Annotated in this window: 18 protein-coding genes and 2 pseudogenes; 16 read left to right on the top strand and 4 right to left on the bottom strand. The window is 71.4% G+C overall.

All coding sequences use genetic code 11. The annotated features are described in order from the left end of the window. The first annotated feature begins 51 nt into the window (after window positions 1-51). The 6 genes from ribH (at window position 52) to ACFWWQ_RS09865 (ending at window position 5063) form a co-directional block, all read left to right on the top strand. Window positions 52-537 carry a 6,7-dimethyl-8-ribityllumazine synthase gene (gene ribH, locus ACFWWQ_RS09890; RefSeq protein WP_384592977.1) on the top strand — a complete coding sequence of 162 codons (486 nt, stop codon included), beginning with the start codon at window positions 52-54 and terminating at the stop codon, window positions 535-537. Between the two features lie 146 nt (window positions 538-683). Next, entirely contained in the window at window positions 684-956 is a 273-nt protein-coding gene (locus ACFWWQ_RS09885; protein WP_384592974.1) for a phosphoribosyl-ATP diphosphatase, read from the top strand. A gap of 50 nt (window positions 957-1006) precedes the next feature. Continuing rightward, the gene (hisG, locus tag ACFWWQ_RS09880; RefSeq protein ID WP_384592971.1) at window positions 1007-1855 is read left to right on the top strand and encodes an ATP phosphoribosyltransferase; all 849 of its coding nucleotides are present in this window, start codon (window positions 1007-1009) and stop codon (window positions 1853-1855) included. Between the two features lie 46 nt (window positions 1856-1901). Then, window positions 1902-2354: a PH domain-containing protein gene (locus tag ACFWWQ_RS09875; protein ID WP_384592968.1), complete on the top strand. Its 453-nt coding sequence runs from the start codon at window positions 1902-1904 to the stop codon at window positions 2352-2354. Between the two features lie 202 nt (window positions 2355-2556). Beyond that, the gene (locus ACFWWQ_RS09870; protein ID WP_384592965.1) at window positions 2557-3912 is read left to right on the top strand and encodes a hemolysin family protein; all 1356 of its coding nucleotides are present in this window, start codon (window positions 2557-2559) and stop codon (window positions 3910-3912) included. Then, window positions 3909-5063, top strand: a complete 1155-nt coding sequence (locus ACFWWQ_RS09865; RefSeq protein ID WP_384592962.1) for a hemolysin family protein — start codon at window positions 3909-3911, stop codon at window positions 5061-5063. Before ACFWWQ_RS09870 ends, ACFWWQ_RS09865 begins: the two co-directional genes overlap by 4 nt. Before the next feature lie 55 nt (window positions 5064-5118). Here the strand turns inward: ACFWWQ_RS09865 and ACFWWQ_RS09860 are convergent, their stop codons facing one another. Together ACFWWQ_RS09860 and ACFWWQ_RS09855 are read right to left on the bottom strand one after the other, a co-directional pair. Next, window positions 5119-6996 carry an AAA family ATPase gene (locus ACFWWQ_RS09860; RefSeq protein ID WP_384592958.1) on the bottom strand — a complete coding sequence of 626 codons (1878 nt, stop codon included), beginning with the start codon at window positions 6994-6996 and terminating at the stop codon, window positions 5119-5121. Between the two features lie 485 nt (window positions 6997-7481). Beyond that, window positions 7482-8066 carry a uridine kinase gene (locus ACFWWQ_RS09855; protein WP_384592955.1) on the bottom strand — a complete coding sequence of 195 codons (585 nt, stop codon included), beginning with the start codon at window positions 8064-8066 and terminating at the stop codon, window positions 7482-7484. A 250-nt stretch (window positions 8067-8316) separates the two neighbouring features. Here ACFWWQ_RS09855 and ACFWWQ_RS09850 point away from each other — a divergent pair, with 250 nt between their 5' ends. Next, window positions 8317-9693, top strand: a complete 1377-nt coding sequence (locus ACFWWQ_RS09850; protein WP_384592952.1) for a peptidase C39 family protein — start codon at window positions 8317-8319, stop codon at window positions 9691-9693. Window positions 9694-9696: 3 nt separating this feature from the next. Here the strand turns inward: ACFWWQ_RS09850 and ACFWWQ_RS09845 are convergent, their stop codons facing one another. After that, entirely contained in the window at window positions 9697-9984 is a 288-nt protein-coding gene (locus ACFWWQ_RS09845; RefSeq protein WP_384592949.1) for a tyrosine-type recombinase/integrase, read from the bottom strand. 290 nt (window positions 9985-10274) lie between these two features. Further along, window positions 10275-11030: a DJ-1/PfpI family protein gene (locus ACFWWQ_RS09840; protein WP_384592946.1), complete on the bottom strand. Its 756-nt coding sequence runs from the start codon at window positions 11028-11030 to the stop codon at window positions 10275-10277. A 70-nt stretch (window positions 11031-11100) separates the two neighbouring features. Between ACFWWQ_RS09840 and ACFWWQ_RS09835 the strand changes: the two genes are divergently transcribed. The 9 genes and pseudogenes from ACFWWQ_RS09835 to ACFWWQ_RS09795 all read left to right on the top strand — a co-directional run. After that, window positions 11101-12081, top strand: a complete 981-nt coding sequence (locus ACFWWQ_RS09835; protein WP_384592943.1) for a GlxA family transcriptional regulator — start codon at window positions 11101-11103, stop codon at window positions 12079-12081. Window positions 12082-12345: 264 nt separating this feature from the next. Next, window positions 12346-13269 (top strand): recombinase family protein, encoded by a 924-nt coding sequence (locus ACFWWQ_RS09830; protein WP_384592940.1) that lies wholly within the window; start codon window positions 12346-12348, stop codon window positions 13267-13269. 149 nt (window positions 13270-13418) lie between these two features. After that, a complete protein-coding gene (locus tag ACFWWQ_RS09825; RefSeq protein ID WP_384592937.1) occupies window positions 13419-14093 on the top strand; it encodes a hypothetical protein in 675 nt (224 codons plus the stop codon). A 325-nt stretch (window positions 14094-14418) separates the two neighbouring features. Next, complete coding sequence (locus ACFWWQ_RS09820) at window positions 14419-14886, top strand: hypothetical protein (RefSeq protein ID WP_384592934.1); 468 nt, start codon at window positions 14419-14421, stop codon at window positions 14884-14886. A 543-nt stretch (window positions 14887-15429) separates the two neighbouring features. Next, a complete protein-coding gene (locus tag ACFWWQ_RS09815) occupies window positions 15430-16395 on the top strand; it encodes an alpha/beta hydrolase (RefSeq protein WP_384593341.1) in 966 nt (321 codons plus the stop codon). Between the two features lie 312 nt (window positions 16396-16707). Then, a pseudogene (locus ACFWWQ_RS09810) lies at window positions 16708-17001 on the top strand (urease subunit gamma); the annotation flags it as partial. A gap of 237 nt (window positions 17002-17238) precedes the next feature. Continuing rightward, window positions 17239-17517 carry an urease subunit beta gene (locus ACFWWQ_RS09805; protein WP_384593338.1) on the top strand — a complete coding sequence of 93 codons (279 nt, stop codon included), beginning with the start codon at window positions 17239-17241 and terminating at the stop codon, window positions 17515-17517. Between the two features lie 68 nt (window positions 17518-17585). Further along, window positions 17586-19550, top strand: coding sequence for an urease subunit alpha (gene ureC, locus ACFWWQ_RS09800; protein WP_384593335.1), 1965 nt, complete (start codon window positions 17586-17588; stop codon window positions 19548-19550). Between the two features lie 18 nt (window positions 19551-19568). Then, a pseudogene (locus tag ACFWWQ_RS09795) lies at window positions 19569-19712 on the top strand (urease accessory protein UreF); the annotation flags it as partial. Window positions 19713-19752: the final 40 nt, after the last annotated feature.

The raw sequence follows: 19752 nt of genomic DNA, 5'->3' as shown, positions 1-19752 counted from the left end.
CGCACCTCCCGACCGTCCCGACGACACCACCATCACCCTCCGAGGAGCACCGTGAGCGGCAAGGGCGCACCCGAACTGACCGTGAAGAACTGCCGGGACCTGCGGGTCGCCGTGATCGCCGCGCAGTGGCATGCGCAGGTGATGGACGGCCTGGTGAACGGCGCCCTGCGCGCCCTGACCGACCTGGGCATCGACGAGCCGACCCTGCTGCGGGTCCCCGGCGCCTTCGAACTGCCCGTCGTCGCGAAGGTCCTCGCCGGACGCGGTTACGACGCGGTCGTCGCGCTCGGCGTCGTCATCCGCGGCGGCACCCCGCACTTCGACTACGTCTGCCAGGGCGTCACCCAGGGCCTGACCCAGGTCGCCGTCGACACCGGCGTCCCCCTCGGCTTCGGCGTGCTGACCTGCGACACCGAGCAGCAGGCCCTGGACCGCGCCGGTCTCGACGGCTCCACCGAGGACAAGGGCCACGAAGCGGTCACCGCCGCCGTCGCCACCGCCGCCACGCTCCGGACCGTGTCGGAACCCTGGCGCTGACGGGACGGGCCTGGCGCGGCGGCCGTCGTGGCGCCGGGCCCACCACCCTTCACCCGAGGCGCTGCGCCCCCGCCCGTCGCCCGCCGCCACCCTTCACCCGAGGCGCTGCGCGCCACAGTGACATTGCCCGCTAGGGTAGGAGCACCATGTCCAAGAAGACGTTCGAGGAGCTCTTCGCCGAGCTCCAGCAGAAGGCCGCCACCGGCGACCCCGCCACCTCCCGTACCGCCGAGCTGGTGCAGGCCGGCGTCCATACGATCGGCAAGAAGGTCGTCGAAGAGGCCGCCGAGGTGTGGATGGCCGCGGAGCACGAATCCGACGACGCCGCCGCCGAGGAGATCTCCCAGCTCCTCTACCACCTCCAGGTCATGATGATCGCCAAGGGCATCTCCCTCGACGACGTCTACGCCCACCTCTGAGCCCCGCTCGCCCCGTCACACCTCACCCACCGAAGGAAGAAGAGCACCTCATGCTGCGCATCGCTGTCCCCAACAAGGGTTCACTGTCCGAGCCTGCGTCGGCGATGCTCCATGAGGCCGGGTACCGCCAGCGCAAGGACCGCCGGGAACTGGTCCTCGTCGACGCGCAGAACGAGGTCGAGTTCTTCTTCCTGCGCCCCCGCGACATCGCCGTCTACGTCGGCTCCGGCAGGCTCGACATCGGCATCACCGGCCGCGACCTGCTGCTGGACTCCGGCTCGCAGGCCGAGGAGATCCTTCAGCTCGGCTTCGCCGGTTCCACCTTCCGGTACGCGACCCGTCCGGGCACCGCCACCGATGTCAAGGAGTTCGGCGGCATGACCGTCGCCACCTCCTTCTCCGGTCTCGTCAAGAAGCACCTCGCCGACAACGGCGTCGACGCCGACGTCGTCCACCTCGACGGCGCCGTCGAGACCGCCATCCAGCTCGGCGTCGCCCAGATCATCGCCGACGTCGTCGAGACCGGCACCACGCTGCGCAACGCCGGGCTGGAGATCATCGGCGAGCCGATCCTCACCTCCGAGGCGGTCGTCATCCGCCGCACCGGCGCCCCCGCCGACGACCCGAAGGTCCGTCAGTTCCTCCGCCGGATGCAGGGCGTCCTCGTCGCCCGCCGCTACGTGATGATGGACTACGACATCCGCGTCGAGCACGTCGAGAAGGCCGTCTCCCTGACCCCGGGCCTGGAATCGCCGACCGTCTCCCCGCTGCACCACGAGGGCTGGGTCGCGGTCCGCTCGATGGTCCCGTCCAAGGACGCCCAGCGCATCATGGACGAGCTGTACGACCTCGGCGCCCGCGCCATCCTCACCACCGGCATCCACGCCTGCCGCCTCTGACGGCCCCGCCGCACCGCCCCCACACCTCCGACGGAAGACCCACGACGTGTCCGCGCCCCTGCCCAGCCTGCCGGTGACCTTCCGGCCGACCCGCACCCGGGTCGTCCTGTACCTCGTCGGACTCGTCCAGTTCGCAGCCCTCACCGCCATCGCGATGGCGCTGCCCAAGCTGACCGGCGGGGAGCGGATCAGCTTCGTCTTCGTCGGTCTGCTGGTGCTCGCCGTCCTCCTGCTGCTCGCCCGCCCCAAGGTGGTCGCCCGGCAGGAGGGCGTCACCGTCGTCAACCTCACCACCCGCCGCGAACTGGCCTGGGCCCAGGTGCTGCGCGTCAACCTCCGGGCCGGTGACGCCTGGGTCCACCTCGACCTCGCCGACGGCACCAGCCTCCCCGCGATGGGCATCCAGCCCGGCATCGCCCGCCAGCAGGCCATCCGCGACGCCCGCGCGCTGCGCGACCTCGCCGAACTCCACGGCACCGGCCACCCCGCCACGGCCTGACCCGCCGTCCGGGCGACCGCCCGGTGGCCCTGCCGCAACCGGCGCCCCGCTGTTTACCCTGTTCTCCACGGCGCCCTTCCGCGCCCGCCCCTTGCCCGGGGCCACTGCGACCTGAGGAGTGACTCCCTCCGGCAATGGACGGATCGTCCTGTAGTACCTGCGCCGCCCCCTCCGACCCCCCGGATACGACGGAGGCGGCGGCATGACCGGCCCCCTCCTGCTGCTCACCGCAGCGCTCATCCTCATCCTGGCCAACGGCTTCTTCGTGGCCGCCGAGTTCGGGCTCGTCACCGTCGAGAAGGCCGACGCCGAACGGGCCGCCGCCGACGGCGACCGCCGCGCCGCCACCGTCGTCGCCGCCCTGCGCGAGCTGTCCTTCCAGCTCTCCGGCACTCAACTGGGCATCACCATCACCTCCCTGGTCGTCGGCATGCTCGCCGAACCGGCGCTCGCCGCCGTCCTCGACGGGCCGCTGACCGCGACCGGACTGCCCCGCGGCGCCGTCTCCGGCATCTCGGTGGTCACGGGCATGCTCGTCGCCTCCGCCGTACAGATGGTCGTCGGCGAACTGGTGCCGAAGAACTGGGCGGTCTCCAAGCCGCTCCAGGTGGCCCGCTTCGTCGCCGGTCCGCAGAACGCCTTCTCCCGCTTCTTCCGCCCGGTGATCACCCTGCTGAACACCGTCGCCAACCGCCTCGTCCGCGCCCTCGGCGTGGAGCCCACCGATGAACTGGCCTCCGCCCGTACCCCCGGCGAACTGGTCTCCCTCGCCCGGCACTCCGCACAGGCCGGCGCCATCGAGCAGGACACCGCCGACCTCTTCGTCCGCACCCTCGCGCTCGGCGATCTGACGGCGGAGAACGTCATGACGCCCCGGGTGCGGGTCAGCGCCCTCCAGGCGTCCGCGACCGCCGAGGACGTCGTCAACCTCACCCGCGCCACCGGTCTGTCCCGCTTCCCCGTCTACCGTGCCCGCCTCGACGAGGTCGTCGGCATGGTGCACCTCAAGGACGCGCTGGCCGTACCGGCGCCCGACCGGCTGCGCACGCCCGCCGCGCGGATCGCCGTGCCGCCGCTCCAGGTGCCCGCGACGCTGCCCGTCGCCCCGCTGCTGGAGCGGCTGCGCAGCGAGGCGCCGATAGCCGTCGTCGTCGACGAGTACGGCGGCACCGCCGGTGTCGTCACCCTGGAGGACATCATCGAGGAACTGGTCGGCGAGGTCCGCGACGAGCACGACCGGGTGGACCTGCCCGAGCTGGGCCAGGCACCCGCCGAGGACGGCCGCCCCGCCTGGGACGCCGACGGCGGCTGCCGTGTCGACACGCTGCGGCGGATCGGCCTGGAGGCCCCCGACGGTCCGTACGAGACCGTCGCCGGGCTGGTCGCCCACATACTCGGCCGGATCCCGGCCCCCGGTGACACCGCCGAACTCGACGGCTGGCGGCTGCGGGTGCGGTTGGTCGCGCACCACCGCGCCGAGCGGATAAGGATCGTCCGCACGGCTCCCGCGGGTGTCGCCCGGGAGACCGCCGGCGCCGGGGCGGAGGCCGCCCGGTGACCTTCGCGCAGCTCCTCCTCGCCGTCCTCCTCGTCCTCGCCAACGGTTTCTTCGTCGGCGCTGAGTTCGCCCTCGTCTCCGTACGCCGCAGCCAGATCGAGCCGCTGGCCACCGAGGGCTCCAAGCGGGCCCGTCAGGTGCTGCACGGGCTGGAGAACCTGCCGCAGATGATGGCCGCGGCGCAGTTCGGCATCACCGTCTGCTCCCTGACGCTGGGCGCCGTCGCCGAGCCGACCGTCGCCCAGCTGCTGGAACCGCTCTTCGCCGCGGTCCGTCTGCCCGCACCGCTGATCCACCCGCTCGGCTACGCCATCGCCCTGGCCGTGGTGGTCTTCCTCCACCTCGTCATCGGCGAGATGGTGCCGAAGAACCTCGCGATGGCGGCGCCCGAGAGGACCGCGCTGTGGTTCAGCCCGGGCCTCGTCACCTTCGCCCGGCTCTGCCGCCCGGTCACCGCGCTGCTCGGCGCCTGCGCCAGGGGAGTGCTGCGGCTCTTCGGCGTCGAGCCCAAGGACGAGGTCGAGGCGGTCTTCACCAGCGAACAGCTCACCCACCTCGTCGAGGACGCCGGACAGGCCGGGCTGCTCGCCCCGGCCGAACAGGAGCGGCTGGCCGACGCGCTGGAGCTGGGCAGCCGCCCGGTCACCGACGTCCTCCTCGACCGGGCCCGGCTGGTCACCGTCGATGCGACGGTCACCCCGCGCCAGGTGGAGGAGCTGACCGTCGCCACCGGCTACTCCCGCTTCCCGGTCTGCGCGCCGGGCGGTGCGTACATGGGCTATCTGCACGTCAAGGACGTCCTCGACCTGGAGGAGCGGGACCGCGCGGTGCCGCAGCGCGTCTGGCACCCGATGACGACGCTCCGCGCCGAACTCCCCCTGGACGACGCGCTGACCGCGATGCGCCGGGCCGCCTCCCACCTCGCCGCGGTCGCGGGCCCGACCGGCCGCGTGCTGGGCCTCGTCGCGCTGGAGGACGTCCTGGAGAAGCTGGTCGGGGAGGTGCACGATCCGGCGCACCGCACGGAGTCGCCCTCGCACGGCGCCCGCGACGCGGCCGCGCCCGTCCCGGCTCCCGCACCGGACGGCACCGGCGCCGAGGTGACCGGGGGCGCCGGACGCCCCGACGGGGACCGCGCGCTGACCGGCTGATCCGGCCGACCGGCCGAGGCCCGGGGGCCCGTCCCGCCGCCGCGCACCGCGCGGTTCAGAGCGGGGCGGGCCCCGCCGTGTCCGGGCCGCGCCCTGAGCGCACCTCGCCGTACGCCTGGATCAGATCGGGCAGCCGGAGCGTGGCGAGGTCGTCGCGGCCCGGGGTGCCGCGCCAGGTGGACAGCCGCAGATCGCGGTAGGCGCAGCTCTTCTCGTACAGGGTGCGCAGGAAGCGGCCGTTGCCCAGTTCGTCGATCCAGCCCTGGTCGACGACGTGACCGCTGATGCTGCGCAGCTCGTCGCGGGCCTCGTCGTCCCAGCGGTCGCCGTTCTCCTCGGCCAGCACCTCGCCGATCGCGGTCAGCTCGCCCGGCCGGTAGCTGGGGAAGTCGACCCGGCTGGTGAACCGTGATGACAGCCCCGGGTTGGCGGCCAGCAGCCGGTCCATGCCCTCCGGGTAGCCCGCCAGGATGACGACGAGCCGGTCGCGGTTGTCCTCGGCGCGCTTGAGCAGCACCTGCAGTGCCTCGTCGCCGTACGCGTCGCCCTTGCTGTAACCGGTGTTGGAGAGGCTGTACGCCTCGTCGACGAAGAGGACGCCGCCGAGCGCCGAGTCGATCAGATCGTTGGCCTTGACGGCGGTCTGGCCGAGGAACTCGCCGACCAGATCGGCGCGTTGGGCCTCCACCAGATGGTCGCCGCCGAGCAGTCCCAGGGCGTAGAAAACCCGGCCGAGGATGCGCGCAACCGTCGTCTTGCCGGTGCCGGACGGGCCGGAGAAGACGAAGTGCCGCTTGGGCGGCTGCACCGGCAGGCCCTGACCGGCCCGCAGCCCGGCCATCCGCAGCTGCGCGGAGAGCGCCCGCACCTGCCGCTTGACCGGCTCCATGCCGACCATCCGCTCCAGCTCCGCCAGCGCCCGCTCCAGCAGGACGGGATCGGCGGGCCCGGCCACCCGCCCGGCGGCCGGCTGCCCGGGCACCGCCGCCTTGTGCCGCGCGGCGGACGCCGCGTCGGGCACCGCGCCCGCCGCCTCCGGGAAACCCGCCTCACCGGCCGGTGCCTCCCACCCGTCGACGGCGTCGAGCGGCGCGAGCGGATCGGGGTCGCGCCCGGCCTCCTGACCCGCGGCGGGCACGGTCGCGAGGTCGCCGCCCTCCTCCAGCCCGTCGGCCTGGGTGATGGTGGCCAGCCGCGCCGCGGTGTCCATGAACTGCCGGTCGACGCGGTGCACCGCGCGGTAGAGGGGGAGGGCGGCGGCGCTGCGGCCGGTGCCCTCGTGGGCGCGGGCGAGCCAGTACCGCAGCTCCTTGCGCTGCGGCTGTTCGCTGCGGCACCGCATCAGCGCGGCCGACAGCAGTGGCGCGGCCTGCCCGTACATCTCCAGCCGCACCCGCGCCATCCCGCCGAACAGCCCGGCCTCGATGCCCAGCGCCGGGTCGTCCAGCAGCGGTTCGGTGTGGCGTACGAGCTGTTCCCAGTCCTTGACGAGGTAGGCGCGGCAGGCGTGCAGAAAGCGGACCTGCGGGTCGGCGTCGACCGGCGGGCAGCCCGCCAGCGCCTGGTCCAGCTCCGCGACATGGCGGCCGTCGAGCCAGTGGGAGGCGTGCGCGAGCAGCAGATCGCGGCGGCTCTCCAGCACCGGCTGCACCCACCAGCCCAGCCAGTACCAGGAGTTGAGGGGGCGTCCGTGGCGGGTGCGCTGTTCGCCGAAGCGGTCGCGGTGGTGGTGCATCCGCAGCAGGGCGGTCGAGGTGTCGGCGCGCAGCGCGTGGAGCCCGAGCCAGGCGTCGGCCATCGTCGGATCCATCCGTACCGCGGCCCGGAACTCCTCCTCGGCCTGCGGGTACGCGCCGACGGTGTAGGCGTCGACCGCGCGCAGCCAGGCGAGTTCGGCCGGGGCGGGCGGCGCGCCCGGTGTACCCAAGTCCATCGCATCCCCCACAGAACGTGCCCCGGTGTCCCGCCGACCGGCTGCCACGCCACCGCCCGAAGCGCCGGACGCCGTACGGGAGTTGCCGCCGCCCCGCAGTCGTCACCGGCCCCTCGCACGCCCCTGCCGTGGCACCGACTCGCATGGTACCCGGGGTGTCGCCGCAGGCCGTAGGGGGCGACAGGGGATGCACGGAAGGGAGCAGAAGGGGGGGCACGCACGGCGCGAACAGGTCGGTGACCCACGGTGAGGGGAGGAGGGGGCCGGAAGCGGCGGAAAGGGGTGATCAGGGCAGAACGAAGCCCCCGATCACGGGGGAACAACCGGGGGCTTCGCGTCTGCGGGCGGCTCTGTAAGCCGCACAATGAGAACGTAAGTCCTGTACGCCCCCCAGGTCAAGCCGAGTTGGGCAGTCGGCGGGTCCTCGCCACCCGGCGCCCGCGCCGCCTCCCACCCCGGTGACACAGGGTGAAGGTGACGCCCCTTCAGGTTGCCGAACCGGGCCCCTCGGACACCTCGTACCCCACCGCACTCTGCCGCACCAGAAGATCGGCGTACGGACGCGACGGATCCGCCGCGAAGTGCGTACGCTCCGCCGGAATCCAGCCATCCCAGAACTCCGCGAGCCCCGGCCCGTCCCGCAGCCGCCCCCGCTCCCAGGACGGCTCGTCCGCCAGCTCCATCCACAACAGACAGGCCAGCTGCGGCCGCAGCGCCCGGCGCCCGACGCCCACGCCCTCCACCAGCACCACCGGCTCCGGCGCCACCTCCCGCACCTCGCCGTACTCCCGGCGCACCCAGTCGTACACCCTGTACCGCGCCCGCTCGCCCCGGGACAGCGGCGCCAGCACCTGCTCCCGGAACCGCTCCGCCCAGCCGAACAGTCCCACGTGGCAGGCCAGGTCGTCGGTGCGGATGACCGGCGCGCCGCCGAGCGCCGTGGCCAGCCGCCGGGTGAAGGTGCTCTTCCCCGACCCCGCGTGCCCGTCGACCCCGATCAGCCGCACCGGGCCGCAGGAGGGCGGGAGCGCGGCGAGGCGGGCGGCGAGCGGTGCCAGGGCGTCGTTCATCGCGCCAGCGTACGTATCCGGTGCTCGCCGCTCGCATCGGCCCGACGACGCGCGTCCGACCGCTGGCCGAAATGCGGCGGCACCGGCGATAGTTGATCCCTGCCGTCCAACGGGCGCCGCGGCCGCACGGCCCGGCGCCGTCCGTCCGTGGTGCCCGGCGTGCGTACGCTGTCCGGGGCCACCCGACCTGTTCCGCCCGCTGTCCGCACCGCCCGCGTCCCGTAGGCCGCACCCGACTGGGGGAATCCCGATGACACGTTCCGCGCCCCGCCGCACCGTCCTCGCCGCCGCACTCGCCGCGGCCGCGGCCGCCGCGGCACCCGTCGCGGCCGCCACGCCGCGCCCCACGGGCTCCGGGCCGGCGCCTCGGGTGGTCCGCCCGAGGAGAACCGTGGACTACCACGCCTGGACCACCGCCGCCGACTGGGCGCGCGGCACCCACGCCGGGACCGGCCCGGCGCCGTCCGCCCGCGCGGGGATCCGCCTGCAGACCCCCGCCGGAACCGCCGACTACCGCGACCCGCACACCGGCCGTACCGCCGCCTGGGAGTACGCCACCTGGACCGGCCCCCGCCACACCCTCGCCGTCCCGGCCACCGAACTCGTCGCCTCCTGGAACGCCCACACCCCGCCCGGCACCTGGATCACCGTCGAGGCCCGCGCCGACTACTCCGACGGCGGCCGCACGCCCTGGTACGTCATGGGCCGCTGGACCGCCGGCGACGGCGATGTGGATATCCGCCGCACCTCCGTCGACGACCAGAAGGACGGCCGCAGCAGCGTCTCCACCGACACCCTCGCGCTCGACGACGCGGCGAGCGGCACCCGCTTCACCGCGTACGCGCTGCGCGTCACCCTGCACCGCACCCCGGGCACCACCGCCACCCCCACCGTCCACCGGCTCGGCGCGATGGGCTCGGACATCCCCGCCCGCTTCGAGGTCCCGGCCTCCGCCCCCGGCCCGGCCGCCGGCCGCGAACTCCCCGTCCCGCGCTACTCCCAGGAGATCCACAAGGGGCAGTACCCCGAGTACGACAACGGCGGCGAGGCGTGGTGCAGCCCCACCTCCTCCCAGATGATCACCGAGTACTGGGGCCGCCGCCCCGCCCCCGAAGACCTCGCCTGGGTCGACCCCTCGTACGCCGACCCCCAGGTCTGCCTCGCCGCCCGCCGCACCTACGACAACCAGTACCAGGGCTGCGGCAACTGGCCCTTCAACGCCGCCTACGCCGCCACCTACCCCGGCCTCCAGTCCGTGGTGACCCGCCTCTCCTCCCTCACCGACGCCGAACACCTCATCGCCGCCGGTATCCCCGTCATCACCTCCCAGTCCTTCCTCGCCACCGAACTCGACGGCGCGGGCTACGGCACCGCCGGCCACCTCATGACCGTCATCGGCTTCACCCCCGACGGCGACGTCATCGCCAACGACCCCGCTTCTCCTGATGACCCGGCTGTGCGGCGGATCTACCGTCGCCGGGAGTTCGAGAACATCTGGCTGCGGACCAAGCGGTACGACGCAAAGGGCCAGGTCAAGAGCGGTTCGGGAGGCGTCTGCTACCTCTACTTCCCCGTGAACCCAGCACCACCTCAGCACCGCGTCCTGCGGGGCCTCGGGATCGTGTAGCGGTCACGCCGCCAGGTGGACCGACAGCTCCTCCGGGAGGTGGTCCCGGAAGGTCGTCGTCACCACCTGGCGGCAGCGCGCCCGTCCGTCCTGGGTGAGGTGCCCGTACTGGTCGACCGTGACCTTGATGGAACGGTGTCCGAGCCAGCGGGGTACTTCGTGAAGGGCGACCCCATTCGTCAAAGTAAGGGTTGCCCATTTGTGACGGAGGTCGTGTGGTGTGTACGCGCGGATCCCCAGACGCTTGACGGCTCGGTCCCAGGGAGCACGGACGAGGCAGGGGTGGGTCATTCCTCCCAACCGACTGATGTCGCCCTGCTGTGGTGATCGGCCGGGCTGATCACCACAGCAGGGACGAGGGGCACGTCAAACAAACGGAGATCGCGTCGATCTGCGGGTCGACTGCCCTGACGGTCGTTTCAGCGGAGTTTCGCGGACACGAATGTCGACAATCCCGACCGCGAGGTGCGGTTGAGCTTCCTCGGGTAGGAGGTCGCCTCGTGCCGGACTGCGGACTCAGTCGTCCAGGTCGAAGGCGGTGAGGACGACGACGTGTGGCGGGTGGTCCGATCGGCGTCCGGTCAGCGGGAACGGGGTGTGTGGGTTTCCCAGACGGTGCCGCGCGCCTCGTATTCCATCATCATCTCGACGCCGTTCGCCGCCTCGGAGCCCAACTCGCGTTTGACGAGCCACAGCCCCAACTCCAGGCCCGAGGAGATGCCTTGCGCCGTGACCAGGTCGCCGTCGTCGACCACACGGGCCGGGGTGAGCACCCCGCCCCCCTTCTCCAGGTCCTTGAGTGCTCCTCGGTGGGTGGTGCAGCGGCGGCCCTTGACCAGCCCGGCCTCCGACAGCAGCAGTGCTCCCGTGCACAGTGAGCTGAGCGTGAGGCCCGGACGTGGGGACGCGGCCAAGGCCCGGGGGAGCGTGCCGCGCTTGATCTCGGCCCAGATGCCGGGGCCGTCCTTGCGGCGGTAGCCACCACCGGGCACCACGATCAGCTCGGCTGCGCGCGGCTCCCAACGGCGGGTCACCGCGACCTGCGTGCCATACGCGCAGCGCACGGTGCCGGTCTCGCCGGTGGTCACATAGTCGACTTCCACCTTCCGGTCGCCGCCGTGCATGACGGCCGCCGAGAACACTTCGTACGGCGCGATGAAGTCCAGCTCCTCCACCCCGTCGAACAGCACGATGTGCACGCGGAACGGGCCCTTGCGGCTGGGGCGGCCGGCATGTGCGTGGGTGGCGGCGCCCGCAGGCGCGGCGCTCATCGCGCCCGCCGCCAGCACCCCGGCACCCATCGCAGTCGTACGCCGCAACACCTGTCGTCTTTCCATGTCCCCAGGCTGCCTGGGGCCCGGCGGGACCGGCAGCGGCAATCGCGACCTGTCCCGATAGGTTCCTGCCATGCATGTAGTGGCAGTTGTGGTGCCCCCGGGGGCAGTCGGTTTCGATCTGACCGCCGCCTGCCAGGTGTTCCATCTCGCCCGGCGGCCGGACGGTTCGAAGCCGTACGAGGTGCTGGTGTGCGGCGATGCGCCGGTCACCAGCACAGCGGCCGGGGCCGCATGCTTCGGCGTCGTCCCTGCCCGTCCGCTGCGCGCCGCGCTTGGTGCCGACACGATCGTGGTACCCGGCGTCGCGGCGGATCAGCCGCCCGACGAGGACGTACGGGAACTGCTGCGGAGGGCGGCGGCACGCGGCACGCGCATCGCCTCCATCTGCACGGGCGCGTTCCTGCTCGCCGAGGCAGGGCTGCTCGACGGTGCGGATGCCGCGACGCACTGGCTGGCCGCCGATCAGCTCGCGCAGGCGCACCCGGCCGTGCGCGTGGACCCGAGCGTGCTGTTCGTGGACAACGGGCAGGTGCTCAGCTCGGCGGGGCTCGCGGCCGGTCTCGATCTGTGCCTGCACCTCGTCAGCCGGGACCACGGTGCCGCGGTCGCCGCCAGGACGGCGCGCGCCCTGGTCGTGCCCCGGCGGCGGGACGGTGACATGGCCCAGCTCGTGCGCCGCCCGCCGGGGCCGGCCGCCGACGCGGCCTGGCAGGACCGACTGCACGGCACGCTGGATTGGCTGCACCGCAATCTGCATCTGTCCCTGACGCTCTCCGACATCGCACGTCAGGCGGGTATGAGCGTGCGCCATCTGCACCGCAGGTTCCGTGAACTGACCGGCATGACGCCGCTGGGCTGGCTGCTGTGGGCGCGTACGGAACGGGCCCGCGAGCTGCTGGAGACCACTGATCTGCCCATCGACCGTATCGCCGGGATCGCGGGCTTCGGCTCGGCGGTCACGCTGCGCCTGCGCTTCCGTGAGCGAGTGGGTACCACCCCGGCCGCGTACCGGAAGTCTTTCCGGGCGGGGATGGCAAGGGAGGGGGTGTGACCTGCTGTTTCTTCGGTCGGGGGGCGGGATGTGAACCCACGGCCTCTTCGTCCCGAACGAAGACCGCGGCGGTCCAGGGGCATCGATCGACCAACCTGACAGTCGCCTTGGCGGAGTTTCGCGGACACCAATGTCTCTCATCCCGACCGTCAGGTCCGGTTGAGCTTCCTCGGCTGACCAAGATCGCCTTCCGAGGGGCGGCCGCCATTTCTCCGTACTCTGCGAGCTCGAAACGGAGCGACCTTGAGCGGTACGGACCAGAACATGATCGAACGACCCTATGACGGATGCGGCAAGTGTCTGCTCGGCGTGCGGCGCCTGTCGCGTGTGAAGGCATCCACGTCGTCACCGGAACGTCAGCGCAGTGATGTCCTCGCGGCTGCCGCAGCGGTGGGTGGCCACATCACTGGCTGGGCCGACGACTGGGAGGTCTCCGGGGCGACGGACCCCATGACCCGCCCACAACCGGGCCCCTGGTTGCGCGGGGAGAGGGGCCCGCACGACGGTCTGGTGGCGGCTGCCGTGGACCGGCTCGGCCGTAACGTCGTCGACTGCCTGAACACCGGCTACAAGATGCGTGACGAGGGGAAGTGCCTCGTCACGTACGGCCACGACGGACCCTGGGACTTGAACGACCCGGCGGACGAGAACCGCTGCACGATCGAGGCATGGGGCGCGCAGAGGGAACTGCGTGCCATCCAGCGCCGCAACCGCGACGCCACGCGGAAGATGCGGGCCGCCGGGCGCCCGAAAGGGAAGCCGTCCTATGGCTTCCGGTTCGTCCGTCTCCTTCCGGGAGGCCCGGTCGATCATGTCGAACTGCACCCGCATGCCGCGGAGGTGATCCGCCAGGTCGCACGGCGGATCCTCGCGGATCCCGAGAATGTCACGCCGAGCAGCGAGGCGGCCTGCCTCAACCGCGCAGGCGAGACGAGCCCTGCAGACCATTTGGCTGTGCTGTACGGCAAGGCTGCGCGAGGTCGTCCCTGGCATCCGACAAGCCTGCGGAACATTCTGCTGTCCGAAGCGGCCCTCGGATTCCTGATGCATCAGGGCAAGCCCGTGATCGACCAGCACGGACACCCGGTCCGGCTCTGTGAAGGGCTGTGGGACCGGACTACCCACGAGGCGCTGAAGCGGGTCACCCGCATCGGCCCGCCGACGGCCACGGCACCGTGCGGACCTTGACGGTCCCCGCTCGTCGCCGCTGTCCGACCGAATGGGCCCGTCGGAGTGATCGTTTGCGCCGGGGGTGTGCCTGAGCGCCCGATCGCGTCCTTGCGCGACACGATGGTGGGGCGATGGCCCCGGAGCGGTCGCGTGCAGGGAGGCGGCTCATGCAGGTGGAGGGTGGAGATCCGGCGCGGGCGTTGCGGACGCCACGGGCGGCGGGTGTGGCAGGGGTGTTGTTCGCGCTGCTGCTGGCTGCGGTCATCGTGCTGGTTCGTCTCGCGCTCCCTGGCGAGGCTAACGGTGCGGCGGCCGCGGTGGCTGATCCATCGCGCCGTGACGCTCTGCAGACGGCGCTTGCTCTGGTGCCGTTCGGCGGGGTCTTCTTCCTGTGGTTCATGGGTGCGGTACGCGATTACGTCGGTGCGCGGGAGGACAGGTTCTTCGCCACGCTTTTCCTGGGCAGCGGACTGCTGTTCGTTGCGATGCTGTTCGCGCTGGCAGCCTGGGCCGAGGGCTTGGTGGGGCCGGCCGGCGTCTCGCAACTGGCGGCAACGCCTCAGAGCTGGGAGGCGGGGCGGCATTTCACCTACACGGTGCTGTTGAGTTATGGAATGCGTATGGCGGCGGTGTTCACCCTGTCCACTACGTCGATCGGGCGTGGCCTGGGTCTCTTTCCACGCTGGCTCGGCTGGCTCGGGTTCCTCGTGGCACTGGTACTGCTCTTCGTCGTCACCAGCGTCCCGTGGTCCGAGCTGATCTTTCCTGCCTGGGTGATGGTCGTGAGCAGCCGCGTTTTCTGGTCCTCGTGGAAGCGTCCGCAGGTGCCGAACGCCGCTTGAGCAGGGTGGGCCGTTGGCCGGTCTGGGCGTGTGTGCCGGGGAGGGGGCGGAGGCTGGGCGCATCGGCAGATGTGGCCCATCATCGAAGACGGCTTGAGCGGCAGCGAGCCCTGCATGCGGGGGACGTGGTGACGGCACCGGGAAAGGGTTTGCCTCTCTCCCCGCGTGGGCACCGCCACGGTGCGTGAGCGCGCTCTCCGACGTGGTGGCCGGACGGCCGAAGCTGAAGGGCCGCGACGGTGCGGGCTGGTGGACGCGGGTGGATCCTGGGTGTGTGCGATGGCGAGTTACCCCTCACGGGGACACACCGAAGGCGCCTTCAAGGATGCGGACGGACTACGCGGGGGCTGTTTACGGCTCCATCCTTGCGGCGTCAGTGGTGGCCACCGCCGGGACGGTCGGTTCGATTCCTCGCATCAAGCTGGTGCTGCTCCTGCTCATCACCGGTGTGGTGTTCTGGGCGGCACACGTCTACGCGCGCCTCGCAGGGGAACGGCTGCTGGATAACCCCGTGACCTGGGCGGAGGTCCGCCGGGTCGCTGTGCGTGAATGGCCGATCGCCAAGGTGGCCGTTCCGCCCGCCGCCGCGGTGGTGATCAGCCCGCTGTTCGGCCTGGGGGTGGCGGGGACCACGTGGTGCGCGCTGATCGTCGCCTTGACCGAGCAGGTGGGCTGGGCAACCGTCCCCGTCGTGCGGGGCGGCGCCACGGTGCGCGTGGTGTTGGTCAACGGTGCTGTCAATCTCTTGCTCGGAGTGGTCATCGTGCTGGCCAAGGTGGTACTCGAACACTGAACCGCCGCCGATACGAAGGAGCGCGGCCCCTGGTGAGCAGCCCCGATTGCCGAATGGCTGGTGCCGGCGCACGACCGCCGCAAGACGTGCCCGCCGGGCTCCCTGACCATCCAGACCGGTGAACCGTGGCGTAGGACGGCTTCATCGAGGTGGGCCGAACACCTTGTCGGCGCTGCGCGGAGGTCGGGTCGATGCCGCGCCGGACCACCGCGGCGGCGGCGGACGGGCCGGGGGTGATGCGCACCTTGGCGATGTGGTCCCCGTGCCGGACCGCGCCCATGGTCCAGTAGCTCGACAGCAGTACGTGTGCAGCCCACACCCGTCCAGAAGGAATCCATGAACACCCGCCCCGTGCCGGACGACGACCCACAACAGACCCCTGCAACTCCCTCACGGACCACCGGCCCAGCAGCCCCGGCCGATCCGGCCACCTCCGCAACTCCGACGGCCCCCACCGCTCCCGGGACCCCCGCGGCTCCCGAGGCCCCCGCGGCTCCGGCGGCTCCCGCGGCTCCGGTGGATCAGGAAAACCGGCCCGCTCCCGTGCCGTTCGACCCGGAAGCAGCAATCGTCCTGGACGGGCTGGGCGACCTGCGCGCCGCCGAGCCGTCGTCACCCGCGGACGTGCCGCGGTGGCGCGCGCACCTCGCCGAGGCCGCTCCCGATCCCACACTGGAGGAACTGCGCGACGGCGGGAGCTTCGAGGTGGTGGAGCGTGCGGTGCCGGGACCCGACGGAGCGCCGGACGTCCCGCTGCTGATCGCCCGCCCGGCGGGACTGTCCGACGGCGCACCCGTCATCCACCACCTGCACGGCGGCGGCATGATCGGCGGGACCGGCCGCACCGGCATGCCCGGCATCCTGCGCGAGTGGGCCGCACCCCTCGGGCTCGTCGTGGTCTCCGTCGACTACCGTCTGGCCCCCGAGCACCCGTACCCGGCGGGCGTCGAGGACTGCTACGCAGGCATGGTGTGGGTGGCACGGCATGCCGCGGAGATCGGCGGCGACCCGGAGCGGATCGTGGTGGCGGGCGGCAGCGCGGGCGGCGGGCTGACCGCGGCCGTCGCGCTCATGGCGCGCGACCGGGGCGGACCACGCCTCGCCGGCCAGCTGGCCATGTGCCCCATGCTCGACGACCGCAACAACACCCCCTCTGCCCGGCAGATGGCCGGCCGCGGCGTGTGGGACCGGCGTGCCAACGAGGTCGGCTGGACGTCGCTGCTCGGCGAGGCCCGCGGCACCGACCGGGTCCCGCCATACGCGGCACCCGCCCGCGCCACCGACCTGTCCGGCCTGCCGCCGGCCTACATCGACGCCGGCGCCGCCGAGACCTACCGCGACGAGGACATCGCCTACGCCACCCGTATCTGGCAAGCCGGAGGCGACGCCGAACTCCACGTCTGGTCAGGCGGATTCCACGGCTTCGACCAGATCGCCTCCGACACCGCCGTCGCCCGCGACGCCCGCGAGGCCCGCGTCCGCTGGCTACGCCGCATCCTCAACCGGTGAACCCACACCGTTCCCCACGCCCCGTTGCCCCACCGGCCCCGTGGGGTCTGACGCTCTCCGGATAACCGATGGTTCGCGCAGATCGGGGGCGTCTGCTGCGGTTTCGGTCCCGGACCCTTGCGCAGGGCGGGGCGGCGACTGCGCACTCTTCGGCTCGCATTCACCTGATCGTGTACGCGAGCTGTGCCGTGGCCTTCTCGATGACTTCTCCCCCTGATGATCGAGGCGCGCCTGGCGTCGTCCGGGGAGGTCTTTCGTTCTCTTTGGCATGTCCGGCCGCATGCACTGTCCGCTCAAGAGAAACGGCTCATCGTGCATTTGACTCCGCATGAGCAGGAGCGCCTGCTGATCCATGTGGCGGCCGACGTGGCGCAGCGGCGCCGTGACAGTGGGCTGCTCCTCAACTATCCCGAGGTGATGGCCCTGCTGACGGTGCACGTCTTCGAGCAGGCGCGCGCCGGCAAGACGGTCAGCGACATCATGGACTCGGGCCGGCAGTTGTTCGGTCGGGACGAGGTGATGGACGGCGTTCCGGAGATGATCAAGAGCGTGCAGGTGGAGGCCACGTTCCCGGACGGCACCAAGCTGGTCACCCTTCACGACCCCTTCCCGGAGGCCGCAGAGGAACCCGAGGTCCACCCGGGCAAGGTCGAGCACCCCGAGCCACCGCGCAAGCCGGACTGCCCGGTCGACTGCGATGGCGGCAGTGGCAACGGCGCGTCCTCGTGCTGTGACAGGTGCCGGGAACAGGAGGCGGCGTCCTGGTACAAGGCGATTGAGTTCAATGCAGACCTACAGGAAGACGCCACCACGCTGCCGGGTGAGGGCAGGACGAGGATCAGGGTGAAGAACGTGTCGGACCGTCCCATCCAGGTCGGTTCCCACTACCACTTCGCCGAGGTCAACCCGGGGCTGAAGGTCCTCAAGGTCGAGGTTCCGCCCGGTCCGGAGGGGGAGGCGCTCCAGGACCTCAAGGACTGCGAGGCAGCGTGGCTGCGGCGGCTGAACATCGCCGCGGGCACCTCCGTGCGCTTCGAGCCGGGCGACGAGTGCAGCGTCGAGCTGGTGGAGATCCAGGGAGACCGACAGGTCAAGGGACTGCGCGAGGTGACGCACCGGTGAGCACCAACTCAAGCACCCCGTCGAGCAGCAGGCCGGCGAGCTCACCGGAGAACTCGGCGTCGAGCAATGTGCTGAAGCGGGCCGATTACGCCGCTCGGTACGGTCCCACCACCAAGGACCGCGTCCGCCTGGCCGACACCGTTCTGACCGTCGAGATCGAGGCCGACTGGAGCGGCGGTCCGAAGCACAGCGGCAACGAGATGATCTTCGGCGGCGGAAAGGTGATCCGCACGTCGATGGGCATGTCCCACATTCCCCGAAACGGGGATGCTCAGGGCAGGCATCAGCCCGTGGACACGGTCATCACCGGTGCGCTGATCCTCGACTGGTGGGGTGTGGTCAAGGCCGACGTCGGGCTCCGCGACGGTGAGATCGCCGCCATCGGCAAGGCGTACAACCCCGAGACGATGGACCCGATCCCGCCCCACGAGTTCGAGATGCCGGACCGTACGGCCCCGAGCGACAAGCTGCCGGTGCAGCCGGCGAACTTCGTGGTCGGTCCGAGCACCGAGGTCATCTCCGGCAACGGGCGGATCCTCACCGCGGGTGGCGTGGACACCCACGTCCACTTCATCTGCCCGGAGCAGATCCACGAGGCCCTCGCCTCGGGTGTGACCACGCTCATCGGTGGCGGCACCGGCCCCGCCGAGGGCAGCACGGCCACCACGGTGACCCCGGGCGAGTGGCACATCACCCGGGTCTTCGAGAGCCTGGACGCCTACCCGGTCAACATCGGCCTGCTCGGCAAGGGCAGCACGGTGAACCCGGACGCCCTCAACGAACAGGTCGACGCCGGCGTCATCGGCTTCAAGGTCCACGAGGACTGGGGAGCCACGCCCGCCGTGATCGACGCGGCACTGGACGTGTGCGAGAGCCGTCGGGTCCAACTTGCCCTGCATGCCGACTCGCTGAACGAGTCCGGTTTCCTGGACAGCACCCGCGACGCCTTCACGAAGGACGGCAAGAAGCGTTCGGTCCACATCTTCCACGTCGAGGGCGCCGGCGGTGGTCACGCCCCGGACATGATCGAGCTGGTCAAAGAGACGAACGTCCTGCCCGCCTCGACCAACCCGACCCGCCCCCTGACGGTGAACACCGTGGCGGAGCACATCGACATGATGGTGGTCTGCCACCACCTCAACCCGGACATCCCGGCGGACATGGCTTTCGCCGACTCCCGCATCCGGCCCTCCACCATGGCCGCGGAGGACCTCCTCCACGACATGGGCGCCATTTCGATGATGTCCTCCGACGCCCAGGCGATGGGACGCATCGGTGAGATGGTCATGCGTACCTGGCAGACCGCGCACGTCATGAAATCCCGCTACGGCCCTTTGAAGGAGGACCTCGACCACGCGAAGGTCCGCCCGATCGCTGACGACAACGACCACTCGCACCATGCGGGGAGGCTGATCCCGAACGACAACTACCGGGCGCGCCGATACGTTGCCAAGTACACGATCAACCCGGCGATCACGCACGGCATCGACGGCCACGTCGGTTCTGTGGAGACCGGGAAGCTCGCCGACCTGGTGCTCTGGGAGCCCAAGTTCTTCGGCGTCAAGATGCACATGGTCCTCAAGGGCGGGCAGCTCGCGTACGCGCAGGTGGGCGACGCCAACGCGTCGATCACGACGCCGCAGCCTTTCCTGCCGCGGGCGGTCTGGGGCTCCACCGGCCGCTCCCCACAGAGCAACTCGTACAACTTCGCGGCCCCGGGCGTGGCCGACAAGTTGAACTCGCGAGTCGTCACCGTCCAGGACAGCAGCGGGAACGTCATGGAGGTGAAGACCGGGGGGCTTGGCCTCGTCAAGAAGTTCGTGGAGATCTCGACGGGCATCCGGGAGGTCACCAAGGCCGACATGAAGCTGAACGACATGGTGCCGGAGAGCCTCGACGTCGATCACAACAGCTTCGAGGTCACCATCGGTGGTGCGACCACAGGGGACGCCCGCACGGAACTCAACGGGGCGACCGTACCGCGCGCCTACGTGAGTGAAGTCCCCATGGCGCAGAGGTACTTCCTCTTCTGACCGGCCCTTGCCCTGACCGACACCGTCGCTGCGGCCGCCGCCGAGGCGGCGGCCCGCGTGACGACCGAGGGCTTTGACGCCCTGCCATCGGCGTCCTCCCCGCTGCTGGACATCACCGGAGAGCAGCACGCCGCCTGGACCATGCGGCTCTTCGCCTCCTGAATCCACCCTGCCCGCCTGGAGTTTCCATGCACCTCGATCA

This window comes from Streptomyces sp. NPDC059080 (genome assembly GCF_042739975.1).
Lineage (GTDB): Bacteria > Actinomycetota > Actinomycetes > Streptomycetales > Streptomycetaceae > Streptomyces > Streptomyces benahoarensis.
Note: the sequence above shows the minus strand (reverse complement) of the source record. Positions and strands in the feature narration are given on the sequence as shown.

Bases quoted from the DNA above. Each gene is read 5' to 3' on its own strand.
- ACFWWQ_RS09850 (WP_384592952.1), top strand. From the start codon at position 8,317: ATGACACGTTCCGCGCCCCGCCGCACCGTCCTCGCCGCCGCACTCGCC.
- ACFWWQ_RS09825 (WP_384592937.1), top strand. From the start codon at position 13,419: ATGCAGGTGGAGGGTGGAGATCCGGCGCGGGCGTTGCGGACGCCACGG.
- hisG (WP_384592971.1), top strand. From the start codon at position 1,007: ATGCTGCGCATCGCTGTCCCCAACAAGGGTTCACTGTCCGAGCCTGCG.
- ACFWWQ_RS09855 (WP_384592955.1), bottom strand. From the start codon at position 8,066: ATGAACGACGCCCTGGCACCGCTCGCCGCCCGCCTCGCCGCGCTCCCG.
- ACFWWQ_RS09870 (WP_384592965.1), top strand. From the start codon at position 2,557: ATGACCGGCCCCCTCCTGCTGCTCACCGCAGCGCTCATCCTCATCCTG.
- ACFWWQ_RS09830 (WP_384592940.1), top strand. From the start codon at position 12,346: ATGATCGAACGACCCTATGACGGATGCGGCAAGTGTCTGCTCGGCGTG.
- ACFWWQ_RS09885 (WP_384592974.1), top strand. From the start codon at position 684: ATGTCCAAGAAGACGTTCGAGGAGCTCTTCGCCGAGCTCCAGCAGAAG.
- ACFWWQ_RS09840 (WP_384592946.1), bottom strand. From the start codon at position 11,030: ATGGAAAGACGACAGGTGTTGCGGCGTACGACTGCGATGGGTGCCGGG.
- ACFWWQ_RS09845 (WP_384592949.1), bottom strand. From the start codon at position 9,984: ATGACCCACCCCTGCCTCGTCCGTGCTCCCTGGGACCGAGCCGTCAAG.
- ACFWWQ_RS09835 (WP_384592943.1), top strand. From the start codon at position 11,101: ATGCATGTAGTGGCAGTTGTGGTGCCCCCGGGGGCAGTCGGTTTCGAT.
- ACFWWQ_RS09860 (WP_384592958.1), bottom strand. From the start codon at position 6,996: ATGGACTTGGGTACACCGGGCGCGCCGCCCGCCCCGGCCGAACTCGCC.
- ACFWWQ_RS09820 (WP_384592934.1), top strand. From the start codon at position 14,419: ATGCGGACGGACTACGCGGGGGCTGTTTACGGCTCCATCCTTGCGGCG.